Genomic DNA, 23,475 nt, shown 5'->3' on the forward strand with positions numbered 1-23,475 from the left:
ACACCATGGCTATCTTCCTCACCAAGGAAAGCAAGGTCATCGTCCAGGGGATGACCGGCTCCGAGGGCCAGAAGCACACCCGGCGGATGCTGGCCGCCGGCACCAACATCGTCGGCGGCGTCAACCCGCGCAAGGCCGGCACCTCGGTCGACTTCGACGGCACCGAGATCCCGGTCTTCGGCGGCGTCAAGGAGGCCATCGAGGCCACCGGTGCCGACGTGACCGTGATCTTCGTACCGGAGAAGTTCACCAAGTCCGCCGTGATCGAGGCGATCGACGCCGAGATCCCGCTGGCCGTGGTGATCACCGAGGGCATCGCGGTGCACGACACCGCCACCTTCTGGTCCTACGCGGGCCAGAAGGGCAACAAGACCCGCATCATCGGTCCGAACTGCCCGGGTCTGATCACCCCCGGTCAGTCCAACGCGGGCATCATCCCGGCCGACATCACCAAGCCCGGCCGGATCGGTCTGGTCTCCAAGTCGGGGACCCTGACCTACCAGATGATGTACGAGCTGCGGGACCTCGGCTTCAGCTCCTGCGTCGGCATCGGCGGTGACCCGATCATCGGCACCACCCACATCGACGCGCTGGCCGCCTTCGAGGCCGACCCGGAGACCGAGCTGATCGTGATGATCGGCGAGATCGGCGGCGACGCCGAGGAGCGGGCCGCGGACTTCATCAAGGCCAACGTGACCAAGCCGGTCGTCGGCTACGTCGCCGGCTTCACCGCGCCCGAGGGCAAGACGATGGGCCACGCCGGCGCCATCGTCTCCGGCTCCTCCGGCACCGCGCAGGCCAAGAAGGAGGCCCTGGAGGCCGCCGGCGTCAAGGTCGGGAAGACCCCGTCCGAGACCGCCGTCCTGGCCCGGGAGCTGCTGGCCGGCTGACCCGCGGTTGGTCGTCCACCCACGCTTGGGGCGCCCCTCGGCCGATGGCCGACCAGGGCGCCCCTTGGCGTTCCCCGACCCCGCTACTGCAACGCGGCCAGCAGGCCGGAGCCGGCCAGCGTGAGCGTGGTGCCGGCGAACAGCGCGGCCGAGGCCCGGACGATCCGCCGGGTGGTGCGCTCGCTGGCGGCGAGCGCCTCGGCGGCCGACACCGGCGCCGGGACGGGCGCCGGGGCGCCCTCGCCGTGGGACGCCGGGCCGGGTGCCGGCCCGGCCAGCGCCAGCAGGCCGGCCTCGGCCGGATCGGGCCGGCCGGCGTGCGCGGGGGAGCGCCGCGGCTCGATGGCGACCAGCGGCGCCCGCGCGGTCAGCGCGCGGCGGCGCGGGCCGGCGGGCAGTGGCGGCCGCGCGACCACCGCCGGGACCAGCGCGGCGGCGCCGGTCGGCGGCCCGCCGGTGGCCGCCGCCGCGGTGGGCGCGTGCGCGGGGCCCGGCGCGGTCCCGGCCACCGGCCCGGGCTCCGGTGCGGCTTCCGGCGCAGGCTCGGGCTCCGGGAGGAACGCGGCGTCCGGCCCGGGCTCGGGGGCCGGCTCGGGCAGCGGGGCCAGGCCGAGGGCCCGGCGCAGCTGGTCGGCGGGCGACGGGTGCCCGGGGCCGGCGGGCGGCAGCCGGTCCGCGAGCGCGGCCCTGGCGTGCCGCAGCCGCGCCGCGGTGGCCGCCGTGGTCGCCTCGCACTCGGCGGCCACCGCCGATCGGCGCAGGCCCAGCCCGTCGGCGAGCAGCAGCGCCCGCCGGTAGCCCGGCGGCAGCGCCAACAGGGCCGCCCGCAGCGGGCGTTCGCCGGCGGCCGGCTCCACCGGCGCCCGCCAGCGCCCGGGCAGCAACCGCTGCCAGGGTGCCAGCGCGTACTCGTGGCAGGCCGACCGCACCCAGCCGGCCGGGTCCTGGTCGGTCGCGACCGACGGCCAGGACTCCCAGGCTAGCCGGAAGGCGTGCGCCACCGCCCGCCGGGCGATCGCGTGATCTCCGCTGAGCAGCTCCGACTGGCGCAACAGCGGCCCGGCCTGGTGTTCGTAGAGCAGCGTGAACGCGGTGCGCGGATCGGCCGCCGACCAGGACGCCCCCTGGCCGGCCGGCGTGGTGGCGGAGCCGGGCGCGTGGCGGGCGGCCCGGCGTCCCCGGGCCCGGTGGGTGCCCCGATGCCGGGGACGATAATCCTTAAAAAGGGTCATATCGGAATTTTGGCCGACACTGCGGTGAAAACCCATTACCGGAACACTTCGGGTGTTGTTGGCAGCATGGCCGGGTGCGACACCTCAGTCAGCGGGTCCTGCGGCGGATCGCCCCGCACGGACGCGGTCAGGGCCGGTGGTTCCTCGAAGGCATGCTCGCCGCCGGGCTCGGGCTCGGCGGCCTGGCCGTGCTGGTGCTGATGTTCTGGGTGATCTCCCCCTACCCGGACCAGAGCCCCACCGGCGCGCTCCGAATCGCGGCCGACCTCTGGCTGCTGGCGCACGGCTGCGAGCTGCTGCGCGCCGACACCCTCTACGGCGGCAGCGCCCCCGTCGGACTCACCCCACTGCTGCTGGTCGCGCTGCCCGGCTGGCTGCTCTACCGCGCGGTGCGGGTCACCCTCCTGCCGGACACGGAGGACGCCCGGGCGGCGGAACCGGACGACGCGTTCCCCGCCGCGCTGTGGATCTCCGGCGGCTACCTGCTCGCCGGCGCCGCCGCCGCGCTCTTCGCGGCGCCCGCCGGCCTCGCACCGCAGCCACTCTCCACCGCGCTCCACCTCCCGCTCTTCGCCCTGCTGGTGACGGGCGTCGCCGCCTGGCAGCTCAGCGGGGTGCCGCCGGTCCCACCGCCGACCGGCTGGACGGCCGGCCGCTGGGCCGGCCCGGGCACGCCCGAACGGCTCGCCGCCGCCGGCCGCGCCGCGCTCGCCGGCACCGCCGCCTGCTGCGGCGTCGGCGCGCTGCTGGCCGCCGGCGGGCTGCTGCTGCACGCCCCGGCCGCCCAGTCCACCCTGGTCACCCTCAGTGGCGACTGGACCGGGCGGCTCGCGGTGCTGCTGCTCGGCTGCGCGCTGGCGCCCAACGCCGCGGTCTGGGGCGCCGCCTACGGCCTCGGCCCCGGCTTCACACTGGGCGGCGGCAGCGTGCTCTCCCCGCTGGCGGTCAGCGGTGACCCGACGCCGCCGCCGTTCCCGCTGCTGGCCGGACTGCCGCACGGCAGCCCCGAGGGGCCGCTGCTGTGGTGCGCGGCGGCCGTGCCGGTGGTCGGGGTGCTGGTCATCGCCGGCCTGGTGGCCCGGGCGGCCGTCCCGGTGCCGGGGGAGCGGGCCGGCGCCGTCGGCTGGCTGGGCACCGCGCTCACCGGGCTGCTGGCCGCCGCCGGCACCGGGGTGCTCCTCGGCGGCCTCGGCACCCTGGCCGGCGGGGCACTGGGCGGCGGCGCGCTGGCCGAGTTCGGGCCGAACGGCTGGCACACCGGGTTGGCCGCCGCCGGCTGGGCCACGGCGGCGCTCCCGCTGGCCCTGGTGCTGCGGCTGTGCCGGCTGCACCAGCCCAGGCTGCTGCTGTCCGGGCTGCTCGGCCGCGGTGCCCGCCCGTGGCCGCGCCGCCGGCCGGCCCGGGGCGGCTGGCTGCCGGGCTGGGCCCGGCGCCGCCACCGCCGCGGCCGGGTGCCGGAGTGGCACGCCACCGACGCGCGGCTGGCCCGCTGGGCCGCGCTCAGAAGAACCTCCGGCGAACTCGTCTCCCGCATGGACGACCAGCCGCCGTCCTGACGGGCGGGCGCCGCCCCGGACCGGTGCCGCCCGACGCGACGCCGCGCCCCCGGGCGTCTCGGCGTCAGGTAACGCCGGACCCGGGTGCGCCGCACCCGGGTAGGCCGGAACGAGGGGCCCGGCCGTGGCCCGGCCCGGGGCACGTGCGGCGCAAACCGCTGGTGCGGTGCGGGCCGGCGGGGCGTCGCCCTCGGTGACGCGTGGCTCCTGCGGTCCGCTCGGCGGAGCGTGACGGGCCGTTGGCGTCCTGGTCCGGGGTGCTTCCGGCGTCCCGCCGGTCATGCTGCCGGGTTGAACGCCAAGGAACGATCACGGTGCGGGGTCCAAGTCGACCCGGCCGCCGCCGAGGAACGGGCCCGGGCGGCGGTTGACCCCGACGCCGACCCACGGGGGAGGGCGGCGCCGGGGGCCGACCGCGGACACCGGGAGGGGTGCCAGTACTCGTGGGAGTCTGTGATCGGGGTGGAGCTTCCCGCTGAGCGGTGGGAGCGTGCCCGCACGCGGCTACGGAGCCGAGGCATCGATCCGGACGCCGCCACATGAAGGGCCCCCGAGCCCACCCCTGACAACGCGCACGGTAACCAGCGGCCGTGCGGGGGCTCGATGACGCGATGGCCGTCGGGTACCCCCTCGACCAGTGCGACCATCGAGGCTGAGTGCTCGGTGTGGAGCGGCGGGATCGCCTGCTAGTCCGGCGACGCGTACCGCTCCTGAGCGCTGGCCAGATCGGGGAACTCCAGCATCACGGTGTCGCCGCCCCAGGTGCCCTCATGCCCCGACGAGCTGCCCGCCGTGCACGAGGTAGCGGCCGCCGTGCGGTGCCGTCGTCGCCTCGATCCGCTCGAGGTACTCCGCGTTCTCCGGGCCGACCTCGGCATCCCTCAGGCAAGCGATCACGTACGCGCGAGGCGCCGTCATGCCGGCACCTTGTCCAGGAAGCCGTGTACGTCCTGGATCCGGCCTGACGCGTCCAGCACCAGGACGTCGAATCCGATCACCAGCGGCTCGGCTCCCTCCGGGCCCAGGCCCCAGCGGAAACGCACCAGGCGATGGTGGGCGTCGGCCTCGCCGACCTGGGTGAACACGAACCCGGGAAACCGCGCCTGGACGCCGTCGACGACCGCCGTGATCCCCTCGTGGCCAGAGACCTCCGCCAGCGGATCGGTGTAGGTCGCCTTGGGCGACCAGTGCTTGGAGAGCAACGTCGCCCGCTCGTCGCCGGTCGCGTTCCAGGTGGCCAGGTACTGCTGAACGATAGCCCTCACGATCGTTTTCTCCCGTTCATCTCGATCGGCTGCCGGCATCCTGGCCCGGCCCCGGCCGGCAGATCCATGACCTCACACGTCATGGCCACCCGGATGCGACCCCTTAGGCTCCCGGGTATGAGCGTTGCAGTCGAAGCCCTGCCGGTCGGTGCGCTGTTGCGGACCTGGCGTGAACGACGCCGGTTCAGCCAGCAGGAGCTGTCCAACCGATCGCGGGTCTCCACCCGGCACCTCAGCCGGGTGGAGACCGGCAAGGCGCACCCGACGCCAGAGATGCTCATGCATCTCTCCGACAACCTGGACGTGCCGCTGCGGGATCGCAACCGCCTCCTGTTGGCCGCCGGCTACGCACCGCGCTATCAGGAGCGCCGATGGGACGACGCGTCGATCGCGGTAGTGATGGACGGTCTGCGCCGGCTCCTCGACGCCCATCTGCCGTACCCCGCACTGCTGTTGGACGATCACTGGGACATCGTCGACGCCAACGCTGCCGTTGATCAGCTGCTGACCGGTTGTGCGCCGGAGTTGCTGGAGCCGCCGATCAATGTGGTTCGGGTCTGCCTCCATCCGGACGGGCTGGCCCGCCGGATCGGCAATCTCGTGGAATGGGGCAGCCATCTGCTCCAGCAGGTGAGTCACCGTGCCGAGCGCACCCATGATCAGCGTCACCACGAACTTGCCGCGGAAATCGCCGGATACCTCCGCGGACCCGATGTCCCCACTCCCCTCACGGGGCCGGTGATCACTCTCGAAATCGACGTCGACGGCGACCCGCTCCGATTCTTCAGCACCTCCGCCACCCTCAGCACCGCCTCCGATGCCGCCTTGGAAGGGCTACATCTGGAGACATTCCTGCCGGCCGACCACGAGACCCGACGCCGGTTCGATCAGCGGTAGACCATGCCAGAAGGGTCCCGCCGCGGGCCCGGCCCGCGGGTGCCGGCACCGAGCCGGTCGGGCACGTACACCTCGGGTACGCCCGTGCGTCCACCGCCCGCCAGCGAACCGCGTGCCTCCGGGGGCGCGTCACGCTCGTCGTCCGCGCACACAAGCGACTCGGCCGCGGCATCGCACTGGCGACGCTGGCCGTGGAGGTGAAGGCCAGCGACGTCGGTCTTCAGTTCCTCACCGGTGAGCTCCAGGGCTCGCACGCCCCCTCCGGCGTCTCACCGTGTTGGCCGCCCTGTCCGCCGGGACGCCGTCGGTCCGGGGACCGACTCCCCGTCCCGCCGGGCGGCGGTTCTGCGTGGCCGCGTCGGCCGGCCGGCGCCGGCGTGGGCCTCGGCCGGGGGTCAGTTCTGGTCGCCGAAGACCGAGTGGAGTTGGCTGGGCAGATGCTCCTCGCAGGCCTCCCTGGAGGGGGCGGTCAGGGAGTCGGACACGCAGTCGAAGTAGTCCTTGTACACCAGTTGGGCGGTGTAGCTGACCGAGACGACCAGCAGGGCCAGGCTGGCCAGGACCACGCCGGAGATCGCCGCGCCGCGCTGCGGCCGGCGCCCGTCCGGGGTCGGGGCCGGTGGCTGGCCGTCGGCGTCCCTGGGGCCGCCGCGCAGCGCGCTGACGCCCCAGTAGAGGGCGAGCGCGCCCAGCAGCAGCCCGAGCCACTCCCAGGAGAGCAGCCCGGCGAAGACCCCCCACATGCCGGCCAGCACCGCGTACCGCGCGTGCCGCTGCGCCGGGTCGTTGGGGTCCCAACGGCGCCCCGGCCGACCCTCGCCGTCCTCGTCCGGCCGGTCGCCGCCGCCCGGCGCGCCGAACGGGCCGTTGCCGCGCCGCGGTTGGCGGCGGCTCCACTGGCTGCCCCAGCGCTGCCGCTGGTCCGGCTCGTCGTCGTTCCCGTCCCGGGAGTCGCCGTCGGGACGACGCGGTCGCCACGGCTGGTCGGGCTGCCCCTCGGGCGGCGGGGCGAAGGGGTTGTCCTCCTCGCTCGGCCGCTCCTGCTGGCCTGAGGCACGGGGTCGGTCCGTCATCTGGTGGTCGCATCTCCCTGTCGGGCCCGCGCGCCGGGTTCTCGCGGTGCCGGTGGCCTCCGACCGTACCTGCCCGTGGCCGGCCCACGGCACGGGGGGACCCAGCCGTGCCGGTATCGTTGCGGACGGCCGTCCGGTGAGCGGCCGGCTCCTCCCGGGAGAAAGACCTCAAGGAAAGACCTCGTCGTGGCCGCTGCCCCCGAAGCCCCCGAAGCCGCCGACTCCCCAGCGGGAGCCCAGCCGGAGCCGGGGGCCGGGCCGCCGGCCCGCCTGGTGGTCCTGGTCTCCGGTGCCGGCAGCAACCTTCAGGCGTTGTTGGACGCCGCGGCCGAACAGGGGGCCGGGTTCGGCGCCGAGGTGGTCGCCGTGGGCGCCGACCGCACCGGCATCGAGGGGCTGCGGCGGGCGGAGCGGGTCGGCGTGCCGACCTTCACGCACCGGCTGCGGGACTACCCGACCCGCCCCGACTGGGATCGCGCGCTCACCGAGTCGGTGGCCGCGCACCGGCCGGACCTGGTGGTCTCGGCCGGATTCATGAAGATCGTGGGTGCCTCGTTCATGGCCGCCTTCGGGGGCCGGTTCATCAACACCCATCCGGCGCTGCTGCCCAGCTTCCCCGGCGCGCACGGGGTGCGCGACGCGCTGGCGCACGGCGTCAAGGTGACCGGCTGCACGGTCCACTTCGCCGAGGCCGAGGTGGACACCGGGCCGATCATCGCCCAACGAGCCGTCGAGGTCAGGGACGAGGACGACGAAGCCTCCCTGCACCAGCGGATCAAGGAAGTGGAACGCGGCCTGCTGGTCGATGCCGTGGGTCGTCTGGCCCGGCACGGCTACCGCGTAGAGGGACGAAAGGTGTACATCCCGTGACCGCCGAAGAGACCGCAGACCGCCGCCCGATCCGTCGCGCACTGATCAGCGTCTACGACAAGACCGGCCTTGAGGAGCTGGCCAAGGGGCTGCACGAGGCCGGCGTCGCGCTGGTCTCCACCGGCAACTCGGCCCGCCGGATCGCCGCCGCCGGCGTGCCGGTGACCCCGGTCGAGGAGCTGACCGGCTTCCCCGAGTGCCTGGACGGCCGGGTCAAGACCCTGCACCCGCGGGTGCACGCCGGGCTGCTGGCCGACCAGCGGCTGGCCGCCCACCGGGAGCAGCTCGCCGAGCTGGAGGTCGCCCCGTTCGACCTGCTGGTGAGCAACCTCTACCCGTTCGAGCAGACGGTGGCCTCGGGCGCCGGCTTCGACGACTGCGTGGAGCAGATCGACATCGGCGGTCCCGCCATGGTGCGCAGCTCCGCCAAGAACCACGCCTCGGTGGCCGTGGTCACCGACCCGGCCGGCTACGACGAGCTGCTGTCGGCGGTCGCCGACGGCGGCTTCCCGGCCGCCAGGCGGCGCGAGCTGGCCGCCGAGGCGTTCCGGCACACCGCGCGCTACGACGCCCAGGTCGCCGGCTACTTCGCGGCCCAGACCGGGGCGGCGGAGGAGTTCGAGGCCAGCGTGAGCCCGGTCTTCGGCCGCTCGCGGGTGCTGCGGTACGGCGAGAACCCGCACCAGTCGGCGGCGCTCTACACCGACGGCACCGGTCGGGGCCTGGCCTCGGCCGAGCAGCTGCACGGCAAGGAGATGTCCTACAACAACTACGTGGACACCGAGGCCGCGCGCCGGGCCGCCTACGACCACGCCGAGCCGTGTGTGGCGATCATCAAGCACAGCAACCCGTGCGGCATCGCGGTGGGGGCGGACGTCGCCGAGGCGCACCGCAAGGCGCACGCCTGCGACTCGCTCTCCGCCTACGGCGGCGTGATCGCCGTCAACCGGCCGGTGACGGCGGAGCTGGCCGGCCAGATCGCGGAGATCTTCACCGAGGTCGTGGTGGCCCCGGACTACGAGCCGGCCGCGCTGGAGGCGCTGACCAGGAAGAAGAACATCCGGGTGCTGCGCTGCCCCGAGCCGCCGGCGACCGGGCTCGAGTTCCGGCCGGTGGACGGCGGGGCGCTGGCCCAGGTCGCCGACCGGCTGCAGGCCGAGGGCGACGACCCGGCCAACTGGCGGCTGGTGGCGGGCGAGGCGCTGTCCGAGGCCGAGCTGGCCGAGCTGGCCTTCGCCTGGCGGGCCTGCCGGGCGGTGAAGTCCAACGCCATCCTGCTGGCCAAGGACCTGGCCACGGTCGGCGTCGGCATGGGGCAGGTCAACCGGGTCGACTCGGCCCGGCTGGCGGTGCGGCGGGCCGGCGCGGAGCGGGCCGCCGGCTCGTACGCGGCCTCGGACGCGTTCTTCCCGTTCCCGGACGGCTTCGAGGTGCTGGCGGAGGCGGGCGTCAGGGCCGTCGCGCAGCCCGGGGGTTCGGTCCGGGACGAGCAGGTGGTGGCGGCGGCCAAGGCCGCCGGCGTCACCATGTACCTGACCGGCACGCGGCACTTCTTCCACTGAGCCGCGTCCGTAGCCCAACGTCGTGACGGCGGGGCACCGGCCAGCCCGGCCGGTGCCCCGCCGTCGTCCGTCCGGTCGACTGGCCGGCCGGCGGGGCTCAGGCGCTGGGCCGGTCCACCATCGCGACCAGGATCTCGTGCAGCACCTCGTGGTCCCTGGGGTCGTGCAGCCGGTAGGGGCCGCCCTCGACCGTGTACCACTCGTCGGCTCCGGCGTAGCGCACCCGCAGCCGCAGCGCGCCGTCCTCGTCGATGGCGCTGTGCAGCTCCAACTCGCCGGTGATCGCGCCGACCTCGCTGGTCATGACGCCGCCGCTCGGGCTCCTGAAGAGCGAGTACCTTTCGTTCATGGTCGGTATTCCTAGCAGCTTCCCGGCGCCCTCTCACGCGCCGCGCCGCACGCCGGGGCCGGGGAGCCGGCCCGGGAGCCGGCCGGGGCGCGGATCGGTGCCCGGATCGGTGGCCGGATTGGTGGCCGGGGGGACTCATCAGGGAGGATGGGGGGCATGACTGCCCAGACGCTCGACGGCCAGGCCACCGCGGCCGAGATCAAGTCCGACCTCCGCACCCGGATCGACGCGCTGCGCGAGCGCGGCCACCTGCCGGGTCTGGGAACGCTGTTGGTCGGCGACGACGTGGGCAGCCAGAAGTACGTGGCCGGCAAGCACCGCGACTGCGCGGCCGTCGGGATCGCCTCCATCCAGCGGGAGCTGCCGGCGACCGCGACCCAGGAGGAGATCGAGGCCGTCGTCCGCGAGCTGAACGAGGACCCGGCCTGCACCGGCTACATCGTGCAGCTGCCGCTGCCGCGCGGCATCGACGCCAACCGGGTGCTCCAGCTGATCGACCCGGCCAAGGACGCGGACGGCCTGCACCCGACCAACCTCGGCCGGCTGGTGCTGAACGAGCCGGCGCCGCTGCCCTGCACCCCCAACGGCGTGATCCGGCTGCTGCGCCGCTTCGAGGTGCCGATCGACGGCGCCGAGGTGGTCGTGGTCGGCCGCGGGGTCACGGTCGGCCGGTCGCTGCCGCTGATGCTCAGCCGCCGTTCGGAGAACGCCACCGTGGTGCAGTGCCACACCGGCACCCGGGACCTCTCCGCGCACCTGCGCCGGGCGGACATCATCGTGGCCGCCGCCGGGGTGCCGCACCTGGTGAAGCCGGACGACGTCAAGCCCGGCGCGGCCGTGCTGGACGTCGGCGTCAGCCGGGACGCGTCCGGCAAGATCGTCGGCGACGTGCACCCGGGCGTGGCCGAGGTCGCCGGTTGGCTCTCCCCCAACCCGCGGGGCGTGGGGCCGATGACCAGGGCGCTGCTGCTGAGCAACGTGGTGGAGGCCGCCGAGCGCGCGGCCGCGGGCAACTGACGGTTCGGGCCGGAACGGCGAGCGACAGGGAGACGATGGCGGTGGGCGGCGTGGCCTGGCGCAGGCGTTGGCGGGTGCCGGAGAAGTACCGCACCCGGGACACGGCGCGACCCGAGGGCGGGGGGCGCACGGCGGGGGGTGACGCGCCGGCGCCGATCCGGCAGTGGCCGCTGCTGGTGGTGCTGGCGGCGACGCTGACCGGCCTGCTGGTCACGCTCGCCGACTTCCGGATCGGGCTGCTGGTCGTGGGCGGCGCGCTGCTGGCCGCCGGGGTGCTGCGCGCCTGGCTGCCGGCGGTCGGGATGCTGGCGGTCCGCTCCCGGTTCACCGACATCGTGACCTACACGCTGCTGGGCGCCGTGATAGTGCTGCTGACGCTGATGGCCGAGCCCCGGCCCTGGCTCGAGGTGCCGTTCCTCAACGACATCCTGCGCTTCTCCGCCGGCTGACGGGACCGGACGGGGCCTCTACGGAAGCGGGTGACCCGGCTTCGGCCCGGTCACTCCAGCCAGGCCGCCACCGTGTCCTCGTTCTCGCCGACCCAGCGCTCGGCGGCGGCCCGCGGCGTCATGCCCTGGCCGGCGATCAGCTCGGCCACCGCGTTCTGGTCCTCGGCCGACCAGGAGAACGCCCGCAGGAAGTCCACCACCTCGCCGCCCTCCTCGGCGAACTCGGCGTTCAGGTACTTCCTGAGGGTGATCGACGGGTAGTAGCCGGGCAGCTCGACCTCGGCCAGCTCGACCTTGGTGGCCAGCCAGTGCGGCTGCCAGAAGTAGGCGAGCAGCGGGGTGCCGCCGGCGCCGGCCTGGTAGATCTCGTCCACCAGCGCGTCCTCGCTGCCGGCCGCCACCGCCGTCAGCTCCAGGCCCAGCTCGTCGATGATCGCCTCGTCCCGGGTGGCGAACCGCGGGTCGCCCTGGAGCACCGTGCCGCCGAGCTGCTCGGCGTAGTCGTTGAGGTTGCGCCAGTTCAGCGCGTCCGGGTTGGCCTCGGCGAACGCCCCGGGTATGAACCAGCCGACGTGCCCGGTGATGCCCAGCTCGCCGGCGCCCACCACGTCCCCGCGCTGGGTGACGTGCAGCCGGGCCAGCTCCGGCAGCCCGCCCCAGTCCTCCAGCAGCACCTGGGTGGTGCCCTCGCCCAACTCCGCCCAGGCGGCGGCCGGTTCGGTCTCGACCTTCTCGATCGGGACGCCCAGCTCCTCCTCCAGGAGGTAGGCGACCACCGCCGCGTTGGCCCTGGCGCCCGGCCAGTCGGTCACGGCTATCCGGATCGGCTCCGGCTCGTCGGCGCCGATCAGCCCGCCCGGCACGTCACAGGCGCTGACGCAGATCAGACCCAGCGCGCCGCCCGCCGCGAGCAGGCGGCGGGCGGCCAGGCGGCGTATCCGCGGGGAGGGGCGTGGCATCGGTGTTGGCTCTTCCTTCGAGTGGGCCGGTGGTGGGCCGGCGGACACGGTGCCTACGCGGTGTGGCCCCGACCACGGGTACGGGGCCACCGATGCGTCAACGGACGCGGGACGCGCGAGCGACTCAGATGAGCCCGAGCGCGCGGACCGCCTCCCGCTCCTCGGTCAGCTCACGCACCGAGGCGTCGATCCGGACCCGGGAGAAGTCGTTGATCTCCAGGTCGGGCACGATCCGGTAGACGCCGTCCGCGCAGGTGACGGGGAACGAGGAGATCAGGCCCTCGGGCACGCCGTAGGAGCCGTCGGACGGGATGGCCATCGAGGTCCAGTCGCCCTCCGGGGTGCCGTTGACCCAGGTGTGGACGTGGTCCACGGCGGCGTTGGCCGCCGAGGCGGCCGAGGAGGCGCCCCTGGCCTCGATGATCGCGGCGCCGCGCTTGGCGACGGTCGGGATGAACTCGTCCGCCAGCCAGCTCTCGTCGCCGATCGCCTCGGCCGCGTTCTTCCCGGCGACCTCGGCGTGGAAGACGTCCGGGTACTGGGTGGCCGAGTGGTTGCCCCAGATGGTCAGCCGGCGGATGTCGGAGACCGTGGCGCCGGTCTTCTTCGCCAGCTGGGACAGCGCCCGGTTGTGGTCGAGGCGGGTCATCGCGGTGAACCGCTCGGCCGGCACGTCGGGCGCCGCGGCCTGCGCGATCAGCGCGTTGGTGTTGGCCGGGTTCCCCACGACCAGGACGCGCACGTCGTCCGCGGCGTGGTCGTTGATCGCCTTGCCCTGCGGCTTGAAGATGCCGCCGTTGGCCTCCAGCAGGTCGCCCCGCTCCATGCCCTTGGTGCGCGGCCGGGCGCCGACCAGCAGCGCGACGTTGGTGCCGTCGAAGGCGACGTTCGGGTCGTCGCTGATGTCGATCCCGGACAGCAGCGGGAAGGCGCAGTCGTCCAGCTCCATGGCCGTGCCCTCGGCCGCGCCCAGCGCCGGGGTGATCTCCAGCAGGCGCAGCCGGACGGGCACGTCGGGGCCGAGTAGCTGGCCGGAGGCGATCCGGAAGAGGAGCGCGTAGCCGATCTGGCCGGCGGCGCCGGTGACGGTGACGGTGACGGGGGTGCGGGGCATCTGGGACCTTCCGGTATGGGTATGGGCGGCCGGGTCCACGGCCAGGTTACTCGTCCAACGTGGCCAGGAACCCCCACGAGGGGCGGGAGTTCCTCGGGTACTTACCCGCCCATATCTCGTCATCAAGATACGTGCGTCAGCGTAGTCCGCGGCCCCGTCGCCCGGGGCCGCGGGGTAGCCACCGCGTCAACCCGTCAGAACCTCGCGCAGCTGGGTCAGCGCCCAGTCCAGGTCGGCCTCCTCGATCGTCAGCGGGGGAGCGATCCGGAGCGTGCTGCCGTGCGTGTCCTTCACCAGCACCCCGCGCTCCATCAGCCGTTCCGACACCTCCCGCCCGGTGCCGAGACCGGGCGCCACGTCCAGCCCGGCCCACAGGCCGCGCACCCGGGCGCCGGTCAGCACGCCGGCCGCGACCAGCTTCGCCAGCTCGTCCTGGACCCGCTCGCCCAGCCGGGACGCCCGCGCCTGGAGGTGCCCCTCCCGCAGCATCGCCACCACCTCAAGGCCGACCGCGCAGGCCAGCGGGTTCCCGCCGAAGGTCGAGCCGTGCTCCCCCGGCCGGTGCACGCCCAGCACCTCGGCCGACGAGACCACCGCGGAGACCGGCAGCACCCCGCCGCCCAGCGCCTTGCCCAGGATGTAGACGTCGGGCACCACGCCCTCGTGCTCGCAGGCGAAGGTGCGGCCGGTCCGGCCGAGGCCCGACTGGATCTCGTCCGCCATCAGCAGCACCCCGCGCTCCGCCGTCAGCTCCCGCACCGCCCGCAGGTAGCCGGGCGGCGGCAGGATCACCCCGGCCTCGCCCTGGATCGGCTCCAGCAGCACCGCGACCACCGTCCCGCCGTCCTCGGTCGGCGCGCTCAACGCCTCCCGCATCGCCGCCAGGTCGCCGAACGGCACCACCGTGAACCCCGGGGTGAACGGGCCGTGGTCCCGGTAGGCGTCCGGATCGGTGGAGAAGCTGACCAGCGTGGTGGTCCGGCCGTGGAAGTTGTCGGCGGCCACCACGATCCGCGCCTTGTCCCGCGGCACCCCGCGCACCCGGTAGCCCCACTTGCGGGCGGTCTTGACCGCCGTCTCGACCGCCTCGGCTCCGGTGTTCATCGGGAGCACCATCTCCATCCCGCACAGGTCGGCCAGCGCCGTCACGAACGGGGCGAAGTGCTCGTGGTGGAAGGCGCGCGAGGTCAGCGTGAGCCGACCCAGCTGCGCCTTGGCCTCGGCGATCAGCCGGGGGTTGCCGTGGCCGAAGTTGAGGGCCGAGTAGCCGGCCAGCAGGTCCAGGTAGCGGCGGCCGGTGACGTCGGTCAGCCAGGCGCCGCGGGCCGAGGCGATCACCACGGGCAGCGGGTGGTAGTTGTGCGCGCCGTGGTCTTCGGCGGCGGCGATGTGGGCGGCTGGGGTCTCCAAGGCGCTCATGTGTCATCCGATCTGTGGCGGGGGTGGTGCCATGGCACTTGTAGCGCCTGCCGTCCGCTATGGGAAGATCCCCGGCGCTGGTGTCCGGTATGCGGTGCTCCCGACGGGTGACCGGCGGCCCGTTTCCCCGCTTGGCGGACCTGCGACAATGACTGCCATGGCCACCGATCGTCCGCGCGTCCTGTCCGGTATCCAGCCCACCGCCGGCTCCTTCCACCTGGGGAACTACCTCGGTGCGGTGCGGCAGTGGGTGCCGCTCCAGGAGACCCACGACGCCTACTACTCCGTCGTCGACCTGCACGCCATCACGGTCCCCCAGGACCCGGCGGCGCTGCGCGAGGCGACCAGGCTGGCCGCCGCGCAGCTGCTGGGCGCCGGGGTGGACCCGGAGCGCTGCACGCTCTTCGTGCAGAGCCACGTGCCGGAGCACGCCCAGCTGGCCTGGGTGCTCAACTGCGTGACCGGGTTCGGCGAGGCGGCCCGGATGACGCAGTTCAAGGACAAGTCCGCCAAGCAGGGCGCGGAGTCCACCACGGTCGGCCTCTTCACCTACCCGATCCTGCAGGCCGCCGACATCCTGCTCTACCAGACCGACCAGGTGCCGGTCGGCGAGGACCAGCGCCAGCACGTCGAGCTGACCAGGGACGTCGCGGCGCGGTTCAACGGCAGGTTCGGCGAGCTGTTCCGGCTGCCCAACGCCCACATCCTCAAGGACGCGGCGAAGATCCAGGACCTCCAGGACCCGGCCAGCAAGATGAGCAAGTCCGGCTCGTCGGCCAAGGGCATCGTGTGGCTGCTCGACCCGCCGAAGACCTCGGCGAAGAAGTTCCGCAGCGCGGTCACCGACACCGGCACCGAGGTCCGCTACGACCCGGCCGAGAAGCCCGGCCTGAGCAACCTGCTCACCGTCTACGCCGCGCTCAGCGGGCTGACCGTCGCCGAGCTGGAGGCCAAGTACGACGGCCAGCTCTACGGGCCGCTCAAGACCGAGCTGGCCGAGCTGTTCACCGAGTGGGTGGCCCCGTTCCAGGCGCGGACCAGGGAGTTCCTCGACGACCCGGCCGAGCTGGACCGGGTGCTGGCCAGGGGCGCGGCCAAGGCCCGCGCGGTGGCGGCCGGGACGCTGGCCCGGGTGCACGAGGCGGTCGGCTTCGTGCCGCCGCTGCCCGGCTGAGCCCCCGGCCCCGGCCCCCGGCGGCACCGCGCCGGTCCGGCGGACGTTGGCACACTGGCGGGCGGGACGCCCGCGCGGAGCGAGGAGCGGACGGCGAACCGCTCACGAGATGGAGGGAGTCGAATGGTGGGGACGGTCACCCTCGGTGTGTCCATCGCGGTTCCGGAGCCGTACGGGAGCCGCCTGCAACGCGCCCGGCTCGGCTTCGGTGACGCGGCCGCCGCCGGCATCCCCACCCATGTGACGCTGCTGCCGCCCACCGAGGTGGACGCGGCGCTCCGGCCGGCGATCGAGGAGCACCTGGCCGCGGTCGCCGCCACCGAGCGGCCGTTCCCGATGCGGCTGTCCGGCACCGGCACCTTCCGGCCGCTCTCCCCGGTGGTCTTCGTCCGGGTGGTGGAGGGCTCGGCGGCCTGCGGCCGGCTCCAGGAGCGGCTGCGCGACCCGGCCGGCCCGCTGGCCAGGGAGCTGCTCTTCCCCTACCACCCGCACGTGACGGTGGCGCACGGCATCGCCGAGGAGGCGATGGACCGGGCCAGCGTCGAGCTGGCCGGCTACCAGGCGGCCTGGCGGGTCGCCGGGTTCGCCCTCTACGAGCAGGACGCGGACGCGGTCTGGGCGCTGCGCCGGGAGTTCCTGTTCGCGCCGGCCGCCAGCTCCGCCGGCCGCCCGCTCGGCCCGCCGCCCCGGGTGGCCTGACCCGCCGGCGGGCCGGTGCCGCGCCGGCCGGCTCAGACCCTAGGGTCTGACCACCGGACCGGTCCGGACCGGTCCGGACTGGCGACGTGGAGGTCGGATGGCGTGGTGGAAACGGCCGCCCTGGGTGGCCGCCGCGGTGGCGTGGGTCGCGGACAGCCGGCTCTGGCGGCTCTACCAGCACCTGGACCAGCGGCACTGGACGCGGCTGGCCGCCGCCATCACCTTCACCAGCTTCGTCGCCCTCTTCCCGGTGCTCGGCCTGGCCGCCGCCGTGGGCAGCCAGCTGCTGACGGAGCGGCGGCTGAAGGACATCGAGCGATGGCTCTCCGAACAGGTGCCCGGCATCTCGGCCCAGCTCGACCTGGAGGCCCTCTTCACGCACGCCGGCACCATCGGGCTGATCTCGCTGCTGCTGGTGCTGCCCACCGGCGCGGCCTGGATAGACGCGCTGCGCGGCTGTCTGCGGGCCGTCTGGGACCTGGACGACCCGCCGGAGAACGTGGTGCTGCGCCGGACCAAGGACGTCGGGGTGCTGGCCGGCCTGGGCGCGGTCACCCTGGTCTCGCTCGGCGTCTCGATCGTGGGGCAGAGCCTGCTGCACTGGGCCGGCGACCGGCTGGACGGCGTCGGCCCGCTGATCCAGCTGGGCGCCTACGCGGTGGCCGTCGCGGTCACCTTCCTGCTGCTGCTCTACGTGCTGGTCTGGCTGCCCGGCGTCCGGCCGCCGCGCCGCGCCACGCTGACGGCCTGTCTGCTGGGCGCGGTCGGCATCGAGCTGCTGAAGCTGCTCCTCGGCGGCTACCTGACCGGGGTGGCCGGGCGGAACGTCTACGGCGCCTTCGGGGTGCCGGTGGCGCTGCTGCTGTGGATCAACCTGATCGCCAAGCTGCTGCTCTTCTGCTGCGCCTGGACGGCCACCGCGGTCAGTCCGGGTCGCCGTCCCGACGCCGACGCGCTGGACGCGGCAGCGGCAACGGATGACGCCGGTGGAACACGTAGGCCCCCAGGGCCAGTACCGCCAGAGCCCCGGCCGTGACCGTGGCCACCAGCAGGCCGCTGGCCACCGCCGGCTCCTCCTCGGGGCCGGTGGCGCCCGCGGCGGCGGCCTCGGCGTTCTTCCCGTCGTCGCCCGCCATGCCGGCCGGCTCGGGCTCCGGCTCCGCCTGGTGGTCCGCCGGGAGTTCGCTGACCGGCGGCACCAGCTCGCCGACCGGCCGCGCGGTGTCGGCGGCGGCGAAGCCCCAGTCGAGCAGCGCCGCGGCCTCCCGGTAGACGGCGAGGTTGTCGTCGTCGGCCGGGTCCATCACGGTGACCAGCAGCACCCGGTCGCCGCGCTCCGCGACGCCGGTGAAGGTGTAGCCGGCCGCCGAGGTGTAGCCGTTCTTCACCCCGGCCAGGCCCGGGTAGGGGTCGAGACCCGGGGCGCCGACCAGCAGCCGGTTGGTGTTCTGGATCTCGTACGTCTCCCGGTCCTCGCCCTCGCCCTCGCCGGGGAAGTCGGCGGACGCGGTGGCTGCGTACTCGCGGAAGTCGTCGTGTTGTAGGCCGGCGCGGGCGATCAGCGTCAGGTCGTAGGCCGAGCTGAGCTGCCCGTCGGCGTCGTAGCCGTCCGGGTTGACCACGTGGGTGTCGTAGGCCTGGAGCTCGGCGGCGCGTTCGTTCATCTCCGCGACCGTCGCCTCCTTGCCGCCGTTCATGGCGGTCAGCGCGTACACCGCGTCGTTGCCCGAGGCGAGGAAGGCGCCCAGCCACAGGTCCTCGACGGTGTAGGTGTGGCCGTCGGCGACGCCGACCGCGCTGCTGCCCGGACCCAGCTCGGTGAAGTGCTCGGGCTCCGCCAGGTACTCGGCGTCCCGCGCCAGCTGGGGCAGCACGGTGTCGGCGAAGAGCATCTTGAGGGTGCTGGCCGGGGGCAGCGGGCGGTGCGCCGCGTGCGCGGCGAACACCTCGCCGGTCTCCGCGTCGGCCACGATCCAGGACTTGGCGGTCAGTTCGGCGGGCAGCGGCGGCACCTCGGCCGAGGTGTCGACCGCGATGCCCGAGCCGGCCAGTTCGGCCCCGCCGACCGGCTCGGCGGCGGGCGGCGCGTCGTCGGCCACGGCGAGGGTGGGGGCCAGCAGCGGCGCGGTCAGTAAGCCAAGCACCCACGCGCGCACAGAGATCCTAAAAGAGGACGAGCGATTGAACGGCACACGCTGAACCTATCGCTGTCACCCTGCGTCCGTGCCAGCGGAGCGGCGCAAACCGGTGACGTGGGCGCCGACGTTCGGACGACCCAAGGTCACCCATACTGGATGAGGGGCGCTCGGTGTGGCACCGGCGCGGGAGGGATCACTTGTGTTGACCGTCGTGGCCATGGCTCTTGTGGCCGGTGCGGTGCTCGGCTCCGCCTTCTGGTACCTGTGGCGGCGGCTGGTGCGCGACGTCTCCCGGCCCGGCACCAGGTACCGGCGCTACGGCGGCTGGGTGCTGGGGGCGCTGACCCTGACAACGCTGCTGGCCGCCGGGGGTGGGCGGCTCGGTCTGCCGTTCTCGGCGCACCAGGTGGTGGCCGTGCCCGGCTTCTACTGGATGGCCGCGCTGCTCTACCTGCTGCTGGGGCTGCTGGCCGCCGAGCTGCCGCGCTGGCTGCTGCTGCGCCGCCTCCGCCGGCGGGCCGCCGCCGCCCCGGAGCGGGCCGACGAGGAAGCGGCGGCCGCCGCCGCGGCCGAGCCCGAGCCGGCGCCCGAGCCGGCGCCCGTGCCGGCCGGCGTGGCGGCGGCCGAGGCCGCGGCCGGCCCGGCCGACGGCCCGGCGCGCGGCGGGGCGGCGCCCGCCGTCCCGCCCGCCGAGCCGCCGGCTGACGCGCCGTCCGCCACCCCGGCGGGCGCCGGGGAGCCGGCCGACAGCGAGTTGAGCCGCCGGCTGCTGGTGACCCGCTCGATCGGCGTCGGCGTCGGCCTGCTGGCCGCCGGGACGGTCGGCTACGGCAGCTACAACTTCCGCCGGCTGCGGGTGCGCCGGGTCACCGTTCCGCTGGCCAAGCTGCCCAGGGGCGGGCACGGCTACCGGATAGCCGTGGTCAGCGACATCCACCTGGGCCCGGTGCTGGGCGCCTCGCACTGCCGCCGGGTGGTGAACACCATCAACGAGGTGCAGCCCGACCTGATCACGGTGGTCGGCGACCTGGTCGACGCGGAGGTGGACGACCTGCGGTCGGCCGTCGCCCCGCTCGCCGAGCTGCGCGCCAGGGACGGCGCCTACTTCGTGACGGGCAACCACGAGTACTACGTGGAGACCGCCCCCTGGGTGGACCACATCCGCGAGCTGGGCGTCACCCCGCTGGTCAACGAGCGGCGCGAGCTGCCCTTCTTCGACCTGGCCGGGGTCAACGACGTGGACGGCGAGGGCACCGAGTTCGGCGGGCCCGACTACCGGGCCGCGCTCGGCGACCGGGACCTGGCGCGCGCCTCGGTGCTGATGGCCCATCAGCCGGTGATGATCCACGAGGCGGTGGACCACGGCGTGGACCTCCAGCTCTCCGGCCACACCCACGGCGGCCAGATGTGGCCCATCACCTACCTCGCCGACCTGGCCAACCCGACCCTCGCCGGTCTGGAGCGGTACGGCGACACCCAGCTCTACGTCAGCCGGGGCGCCGGCGCCTACGGGCCGCCGGTGCGGCTGGGCGCCGACCCGGACATCACCGTGGTCGAGCTGGCCTCCGGGCAGGCCTGAGCGCCGGCCGGCGCGGGCGGGCCCCCTAGGGGTTACCCCGAGCCGGTCCCGGTTTTGTGCCAGCCGGGTCCGACGCGTCAACTATTCGGCCGCCGTTGGTGTCCTGGATAACGCTGAGGGAACAAACTGACAGCGTGACGGACACGGTGCGCGGCGTTGGGAGGAGCGATAGGTATGTCCGAGCTTGCAGGACTGGGGGAGGGGCTCGTGGTCCGCGGACGGGTGAGTGACTCGCTGGGGGTGGCGTTGCCCCGCGCGGTGGTGACCCTCTCCGGGGTGGACGGGGGAAAGAACCTGGCCAAGACCCGCAGCGGTGGTGACGGGACCTTCGAGGTGCAGGCGCCGGCCGAGGGCGACTACGTGTTGGCCGCCTTCTCACCGCAGTTGGGCACCAGGAGCGTGGAGATCAGGCTGGACGGCCGGGCCGTCGAGGTCGAGCTTATGATCGATGTGCCCGGTGCTGTAACGGAATGACGGATTGCTCCGGGTAGCGCGCCGGCCACCCTACGAAGTGTGGCCGACGCTTGCCACCTGCCCGGTAGCGGTTCACGTGCCCTGTGGTTGGGTGGCCTCCCAACAGTTTTTCCGAGAAAGGGCGCGGGAGTGCGACGTATCCGGGCCAAAGGGGTCATAGGTGTCGGTCTCGCCCTGGTGCTGGTCGCCGGTGCCTTCGTGGGTTGGACGGTGTTCCGGTCGGCCGGCGATTCAGCGGACCCGATCGTGGTCGGCACCACGTCCACCCCCAGCCTGGTGGACCCGGGCGGCGCCTACGACGCCTCGGCCCAGGCGCTGATGAGCAACCTCTACCAGTCGCTGCTGACCTTCCAGTACGGCCAGGAGCAGCCCGTGCCGGACGCCGCCGAGGAGTGCGGCTTCACGGACAACCAACTGACCGTCTACCGCTGCACCCTCAGGGACGACCTCCAGTTCAGCAGCGGCCGGGCCATCGAGCCCGAGGACGTGCAGTTCTCCTTCGAGCGCATCCAGGCGATGGCCCAGCGCGCCAGTGAGGACGAGGCCGACGACAGCATCCCGGACGACGAGAAGTTCTCCTTCAACGGCCCGGCGGCGCTGCTGGAGAGCCTGGTCGCGGTGCGGACCGACGGCCAGGACGTCATCTTCGAACTGGAGCACCCGGACGCGACCTTCCCGCTGGTGGTGGCCGGCAGCGCCGGCGCCATCGTGGACCGGGAGGAGTACGAGCTGCTGGAGCCCCGCACCGACTTCGAGGTGTCCGGCTCCGGCCCGTTCCTGCTGGAGGAGTGGAACGACGGCCAGTCCGTCGAGCTGGTGCCCAACCCGGACTACCGGGGCGCCAACGAGGTGCCCGAGTTCCCGGTCACCATCCGCTACTTCTACGGCGACGACGAGCTGGGCGCCGACGAGGAGCTGGCCGCCGCCTGGGCCGACGGCGAACTGGACGTCAACGACGGCAAGATGCCCCCCGCCGTGATGGCCGGGATGAACCGCAGCGACCCCAGCCAGCCGGTCACCGAGAGCATCGCCGGCTCCATCCGGATGCTGGCCTTCAACACCAAGGAGGGCACGCCGGGCGCCAGCCAGGTCGCCCGGCAGACCGCGGCGGCCCTGCTGGACCGCGAGGAGATCAGCAACGACGTGCAGCAGCGCACCGTCGAGCCGCTGTTCTCGCTGGTCCCGGTCGGCTACATCGGCCACGGCACCCCGTACTTCGACCAGTACCGCGAGCAGGACCCCGAGGTGCTGCGGCAGCGGATGCTGGACGCCGGCCTCACGCTGCCGTACCGCCTCGACATCGCCTACTCGCGGGGCGCCGCCAACCACGAGGAGGCGGCCACCGTGCAGCGGCAGCTGGAGGCGGACGGCCTCTTCGAGGTGGAGGTGGCCCACCACGAGTGGAAGCCGTTCCTGGACGGGCTGCCCGCGGGCGAGTTCGACGCCTATCTCATCGGCTGGCGCTCGGACTTCCCCGACCCGGCCACCTTCGTCGACCCGATCGTGGGCCCGGGTGACGCCCTGAGCACCGGCTTCGTCAGCGACGAGATCGCCGGGCTGATGGCCCAGGCCCAGGCCGAGGCGGACCGGGCCAAGGCCGCCGTCCCGTTCCAGGAGATCGTCGAGGTGGCCGCGGAGAGCGCGGCGGTCGTGCCGATCTGGCAGGAGAAGCGGTTCACCGTCAGCCGGGAGGACATCACGGGCGTCCAGCACCTGGTCTCGGACAGCGGCGTGTGGCGGCTCTGGGAGCTGAACCGCATCTGATCCGGCCCGCCGCCCCGGCCCCCGGGTTACCCGGCGGCGCCGGGGCGGTGCGGCAGGATGCGGCCATGGCACGTCTCAAGCACACCCTCATCCTGTCCCCCGCCCTCCGCCGCGCGGACCTGGACCGGGCGGTCGCGGTGCCGCAGGAGGTCTGGGAGAGCCTGCGGGCCGCGGACGGCCGGCTGTACGCGGCGGACGGCCGGGCCGTCCAGGGCGTGGCCCTGCTGGCGGGCGAACACGCCCGGCCCGGCGCCCGCTACGGCCGTCACGAGGCCACGGCGGCACCGCTGGCCAAGGACGCGATCGCGCCCCGGGTCACCCTGGTGGACTTCGACCGGGCGGCCGGCACCACGCTGCGGCTGGACGGCCAGCGCCTCGGCCCGGGGCCGAGCCCCCGGATCGCCGCCGAGCTGCGGCTGCGCTCCGTGGCCCGGCCGGTCACGGCCGGCCTGCGGGTGGACGGCTCGATCTCCCGCCCGGGCCGGCAACGCCGCCGCTGGCTGCGCTGGTTCGGCCTGTGGGCGGAGCTGGACGTGGACCGCTGGTACGCGGCGGCCGCCGGCACGGCGGGCCCGCCCCCGCTGCGGCTCCAGGTGCGGCACTCGCTGGTGCGGGCCGAGGCCACCGCCACCCCGCGGCCGGCCACCGGCGGGGGCTGGCAGGTGGAGCTGCGGATCGCCGCCAGGGGCCGGGGCGTGCTGCGGCCGGTGCTGGCGCTGCCGTTGCAGGTGGCCAAGCGGATACTGCGCCGGTCGCTGACCGACGGCCTGCCCCGGGCGGCCGCCGGCTGGCGCGCCCGGGTGTACCCGGAGCTGGTCCGCGACCCGGCGGAGTCCCGCGCCCGGCTGCTCGACGAGCTGTGCACCCCGTACACCCCTCAGCCGGCCGAAGCCCCGGCGGAACCGTCGGCCGACCCGCGAGCCGAAGCCCCGGCCGACCCGGGAGCCGAGCCCCCGGCGGATCCGCCGGCGGAGCGGTGAGCCCCGGACCCGCCG

The 23,475-nt window shown here is 74.3% G+C and carries 24 protein-coding genes; 14 read left to right on the forward strand and 10 right to left on the reverse strand.

Going from position 1 to position 23,475, the window contains the following annotated elements; translation table 11 throughout:
• Window positions 1-5: 5 nt before the first annotated feature.
• Window positions 6-890: a succinate--CoA ligase subunit alpha gene (sucD, locus tag RM844_RS02995; RefSeq protein WP_311664421.1), complete on the forward strand. Its 885-nt coding sequence runs from the start codon at window positions 6-8 to the stop codon at window positions 888-890.
• Between the two features lie 83 nt (window positions 891-973).
• Here sucD and RM844_RS03000 read toward each other — a convergent pair whose 3' ends face one another.
• Entirely contained in the window at window positions 974-2,122 is a 1,149-nt protein-coding gene (locus RM844_RS03000) for a SigE family RNA polymerase sigma factor (protein WP_311664423.1), read from the reverse strand.
• 74 nt (window positions 2,123-2,196) lie between these two features.
• Between RM844_RS03000 and RM844_RS03005 the strand changes: the two genes are divergently transcribed.
• On the forward strand, window positions 2,197-3,678 hold the full coding sequence (locus RM844_RS03005) for a cell division protein PerM (RefSeq protein ID WP_311664425.1): 1,482 nt from the start codon (window positions 2,197-2,199) through the stop codon (window positions 3,676-3,678).
• A 768-nt stretch (window positions 3,679-4,446) separates the two neighbouring features.
• On the opposite strand, the gene RM844_RS03010 is transcribed toward RM844_RS03005, so the two are convergent.
• A complete protein-coding gene (locus RM844_RS03010; protein WP_311664427.1) occupies window positions 4,447-4,596 on the reverse strand; it encodes a DUF1330 domain-containing protein in 150 nt (49 codons plus the stop codon).
• Window positions 4,593-4,943: a nuclear transport factor 2 family protein gene (locus RM844_RS03015; RefSeq protein ID WP_311664429.1), complete on the reverse strand. Its 351-nt coding sequence runs from the start codon at window positions 4,941-4,943 to the stop codon at window positions 4,593-4,595. Before RM844_RS03015 ends, RM844_RS03010 begins: the two co-directional genes overlap by 4 nt.
• 117 nt (window positions 4,944-5,060) lie before the next feature.
• Here RM844_RS03015 and RM844_RS03020 point away from each other — a divergent pair, with 117 nt between their 5' ends.
• Entirely contained in the window at window positions 5,061-5,840 is a 780-nt protein-coding gene (locus RM844_RS03020) for a helix-turn-helix domain-containing protein (protein ID WP_311664431.1), read from the forward strand.
• On the opposite strand, the gene RM844_RS03025 is transcribed toward RM844_RS03020, so the two are convergent.
• Window positions 5,831-6,094: a hypothetical protein gene (locus RM844_RS03025; protein ID WP_311664433.1), complete on the reverse strand. Its 264-nt coding sequence runs from the start codon at window positions 6,092-6,094 to the stop codon at window positions 5,831-5,833. The two genes, RM844_RS03020 and RM844_RS03025, sit on opposite strands and share 10 nt — an antisense overlap.
• 141 nt (window positions 6,095-6,235) lie before the next feature.
• Window positions 6,236-6,913, reverse strand: coding sequence for a hypothetical protein (locus RM844_RS03030; protein ID WP_311664435.1), 678 nt, complete (start codon window positions 6,911-6,913; stop codon window positions 6,236-6,238).
• 270 nt (window positions 6,914-7,183) lie between these two features.
• On the opposite strand from RM844_RS03030, the gene purN reads away from it, so the two are divergent.
• A complete protein-coding gene (gene purN / locus RM844_RS03035; protein ID WP_311665282.1) occupies window positions 7,184-7,783 on the forward strand; it encodes a phosphoribosylglycinamide formyltransferase in 600 nt (199 codons plus the stop codon).
• Window positions 7,780-9,345, forward strand: a complete 1,566-nt coding sequence (gene purH, locus RM844_RS03040) for a bifunctional phosphoribosylaminoimidazolecarboxamide formyltransferase/IMP cyclohydrolase (RefSeq protein WP_311664437.1) — start codon at window positions 7,780-7,782, stop codon at window positions 9,343-9,345. The genes purN and purH overlap by 4 nt, the downstream gene beginning before the upstream one ends.
• A gap of 97 nt (window positions 9,346-9,442) precedes the next feature.
• Here the strand turns inward: purH and RM844_RS03045 are convergent, their stop codons facing one another.
• Window positions 9,443-9,694, reverse strand: a complete 252-nt coding sequence (locus RM844_RS03045; protein WP_311664439.1) for a hypothetical protein — start codon at window positions 9,692-9,694, stop codon at window positions 9,443-9,445.
• Between the two features lie 156 nt (window positions 9,695-9,850).
• Between RM844_RS03045 and RM844_RS03050 the strand changes: the two genes are divergently transcribed.
• Together RM844_RS03050 and RM844_RS03055 are read left to right on the forward strand one after the other, a co-directional pair.
• Window positions 9,851-10,711, forward strand: a complete 861-nt coding sequence (locus RM844_RS03050; RefSeq protein ID WP_311664440.1) for a bifunctional methylenetetrahydrofolate dehydrogenase/methenyltetrahydrofolate cyclohydrolase — start codon at window positions 9,851-9,853, stop codon at window positions 10,709-10,711.
• A 35-nt stretch (window positions 10,712-10,746) separates the two neighbouring features.
• Window positions 10,747-11,160, forward strand: coding sequence for a DUF3017 domain-containing protein (locus RM844_RS03055; RefSeq protein ID WP_394814408.1), 414 nt, complete (start codon window positions 10,747-10,749; stop codon window positions 11,158-11,160).
• Between the two features lie 50 nt (window positions 11,161-11,210).
• Here RM844_RS03055 and RM844_RS03060 read toward each other — a convergent pair whose 3' ends face one another.
• The 3 genes from RM844_RS03060 to rocD all read right to left on the reverse strand — a co-directional run bounded on the left by RM844_RS03060 (window position 11,211) and on the right by rocD (window position 14,652).
• On the reverse strand, window positions 11,211-12,119 hold the full coding sequence (locus tag RM844_RS03060) for a glycine betaine ABC transporter substrate-binding protein (RefSeq protein ID WP_311664442.1): 909 nt from the start codon (window positions 12,117-12,119) through the stop codon (window positions 11,211-11,213).
• A 124-nt stretch (window positions 12,120-12,243) separates the two neighbouring features.
• Window positions 12,244-13,233, reverse strand: coding sequence for a malate dehydrogenase (locus RM844_RS03065; protein WP_311664444.1), 990 nt, complete (start codon window positions 13,231-13,233; stop codon window positions 12,244-12,246).
• A 186-nt stretch (window positions 13,234-13,419) separates the two neighbouring features.
• Window positions 13,420-14,652, reverse strand: coding sequence for an ornithine--oxo-acid transaminase (rocD, locus tag RM844_RS03070; RefSeq protein WP_311664446.1), 1,233 nt, complete (start codon window positions 14,650-14,652; stop codon window positions 13,420-13,422).
• Window positions 14,653-14,809: 157 nt separating this feature from the next.
• On the opposite strand from rocD, the gene trpS reads away from it, so the two are divergent.
• From trpS to RM844_RS03085, 3 genes are all read left to right on the forward strand, one after another.
• A complete protein-coding gene (gene trpS / locus RM844_RS03075; protein ID WP_311664447.1) occupies window positions 14,810-15,826 on the forward strand; it encodes a tryptophan--tRNA ligase in 1,017 nt (338 codons plus the stop codon).
• A 126-nt stretch (window positions 15,827-15,952) separates the two neighbouring features.
• Window positions 15,953-16,525 carry a 2'-5' RNA ligase family protein gene (locus RM844_RS03080; RefSeq protein WP_311665284.1) on the forward strand — a complete coding sequence of 191 codons (573 nt, stop codon included), beginning with the start codon at window positions 15,953-15,955 and terminating at the stop codon, window positions 16,523-16,525.
• 97 nt (window positions 16,526-16,622) lie between these two features.
• Window positions 16,623-17,561, forward strand: coding sequence for a YihY/virulence factor BrkB family protein (locus RM844_RS03085; RefSeq protein WP_311664449.1), 939 nt, complete (start codon window positions 16,623-16,625; stop codon window positions 17,559-17,561).
• Here the strand turns inward: RM844_RS03085 and RM844_RS03090 are convergent.
• Window positions 17,449-18,669: a D-alanyl-D-alanine carboxypeptidase family protein gene (locus RM844_RS03090; protein WP_394814409.1), complete on the reverse strand. Its 1,221-nt coding sequence runs from the start codon at window positions 18,667-18,669 to the stop codon at window positions 17,449-17,451. The genes RM844_RS03085 and RM844_RS03090 overlap by 113 nt on opposite strands.
• Window positions 18,670-18,880: 211 nt before the next feature.
• On the opposite strand from RM844_RS03090, the gene RM844_RS03095 reads away from it, so the two are divergent.
• The 4 genes from RM844_RS03095 (at window position 18,881) to RM844_RS03110 (ending at window position 23,460) form a co-directional block, all read left to right on the forward strand.
• Complete coding sequence (locus RM844_RS03095; protein ID WP_311664451.1) at window positions 18,881-20,242, forward strand: metallophosphoesterase; 1,362 nt, start codon at window positions 18,881-18,883, stop codon at window positions 20,240-20,242.
• A gap of 174 nt (window positions 20,243-20,416) precedes the next feature.
• On the forward strand, window positions 20,417-20,716 hold the full coding sequence (locus RM844_RS03100; protein WP_311664453.1) for a carboxypeptidase-like regulatory domain-containing protein: 300 nt from the start codon (window positions 20,417-20,419) through the stop codon (window positions 20,714-20,716).
• Between the two features lie 129 nt (window positions 20,717-20,845).
• Window positions 20,846-22,480 (forward strand): ABC transporter substrate-binding protein, encoded by a 1,635-nt coding sequence (locus RM844_RS03105; protein WP_311664455.1) that lies wholly within the window; start codon window positions 20,846-20,848, stop codon window positions 22,478-22,480.
• A 65-nt stretch (window positions 22,481-22,545) separates the two neighbouring features.
• Window positions 22,546-23,460 carry a hypothetical protein gene (locus tag RM844_RS03110; protein ID WP_311664457.1) on the forward strand — a complete coding sequence of 305 codons (915 nt, stop codon included), beginning with the start codon at window positions 22,546-22,548 and terminating at the stop codon, window positions 23,458-23,460.
• The last annotated feature ends 15 nt before the right edge of the window (window positions 23,461-23,475 follow it).

The sequence above is a fragment of the Streptomyces chisholmiae genome, assembly GCF_031845445.1.
Lineage (GTDB): Bacteria > Actinomycetota > Actinomycetes > Streptomycetales > Streptomycetaceae > Streptomyces > Streptomyces chisholmiae.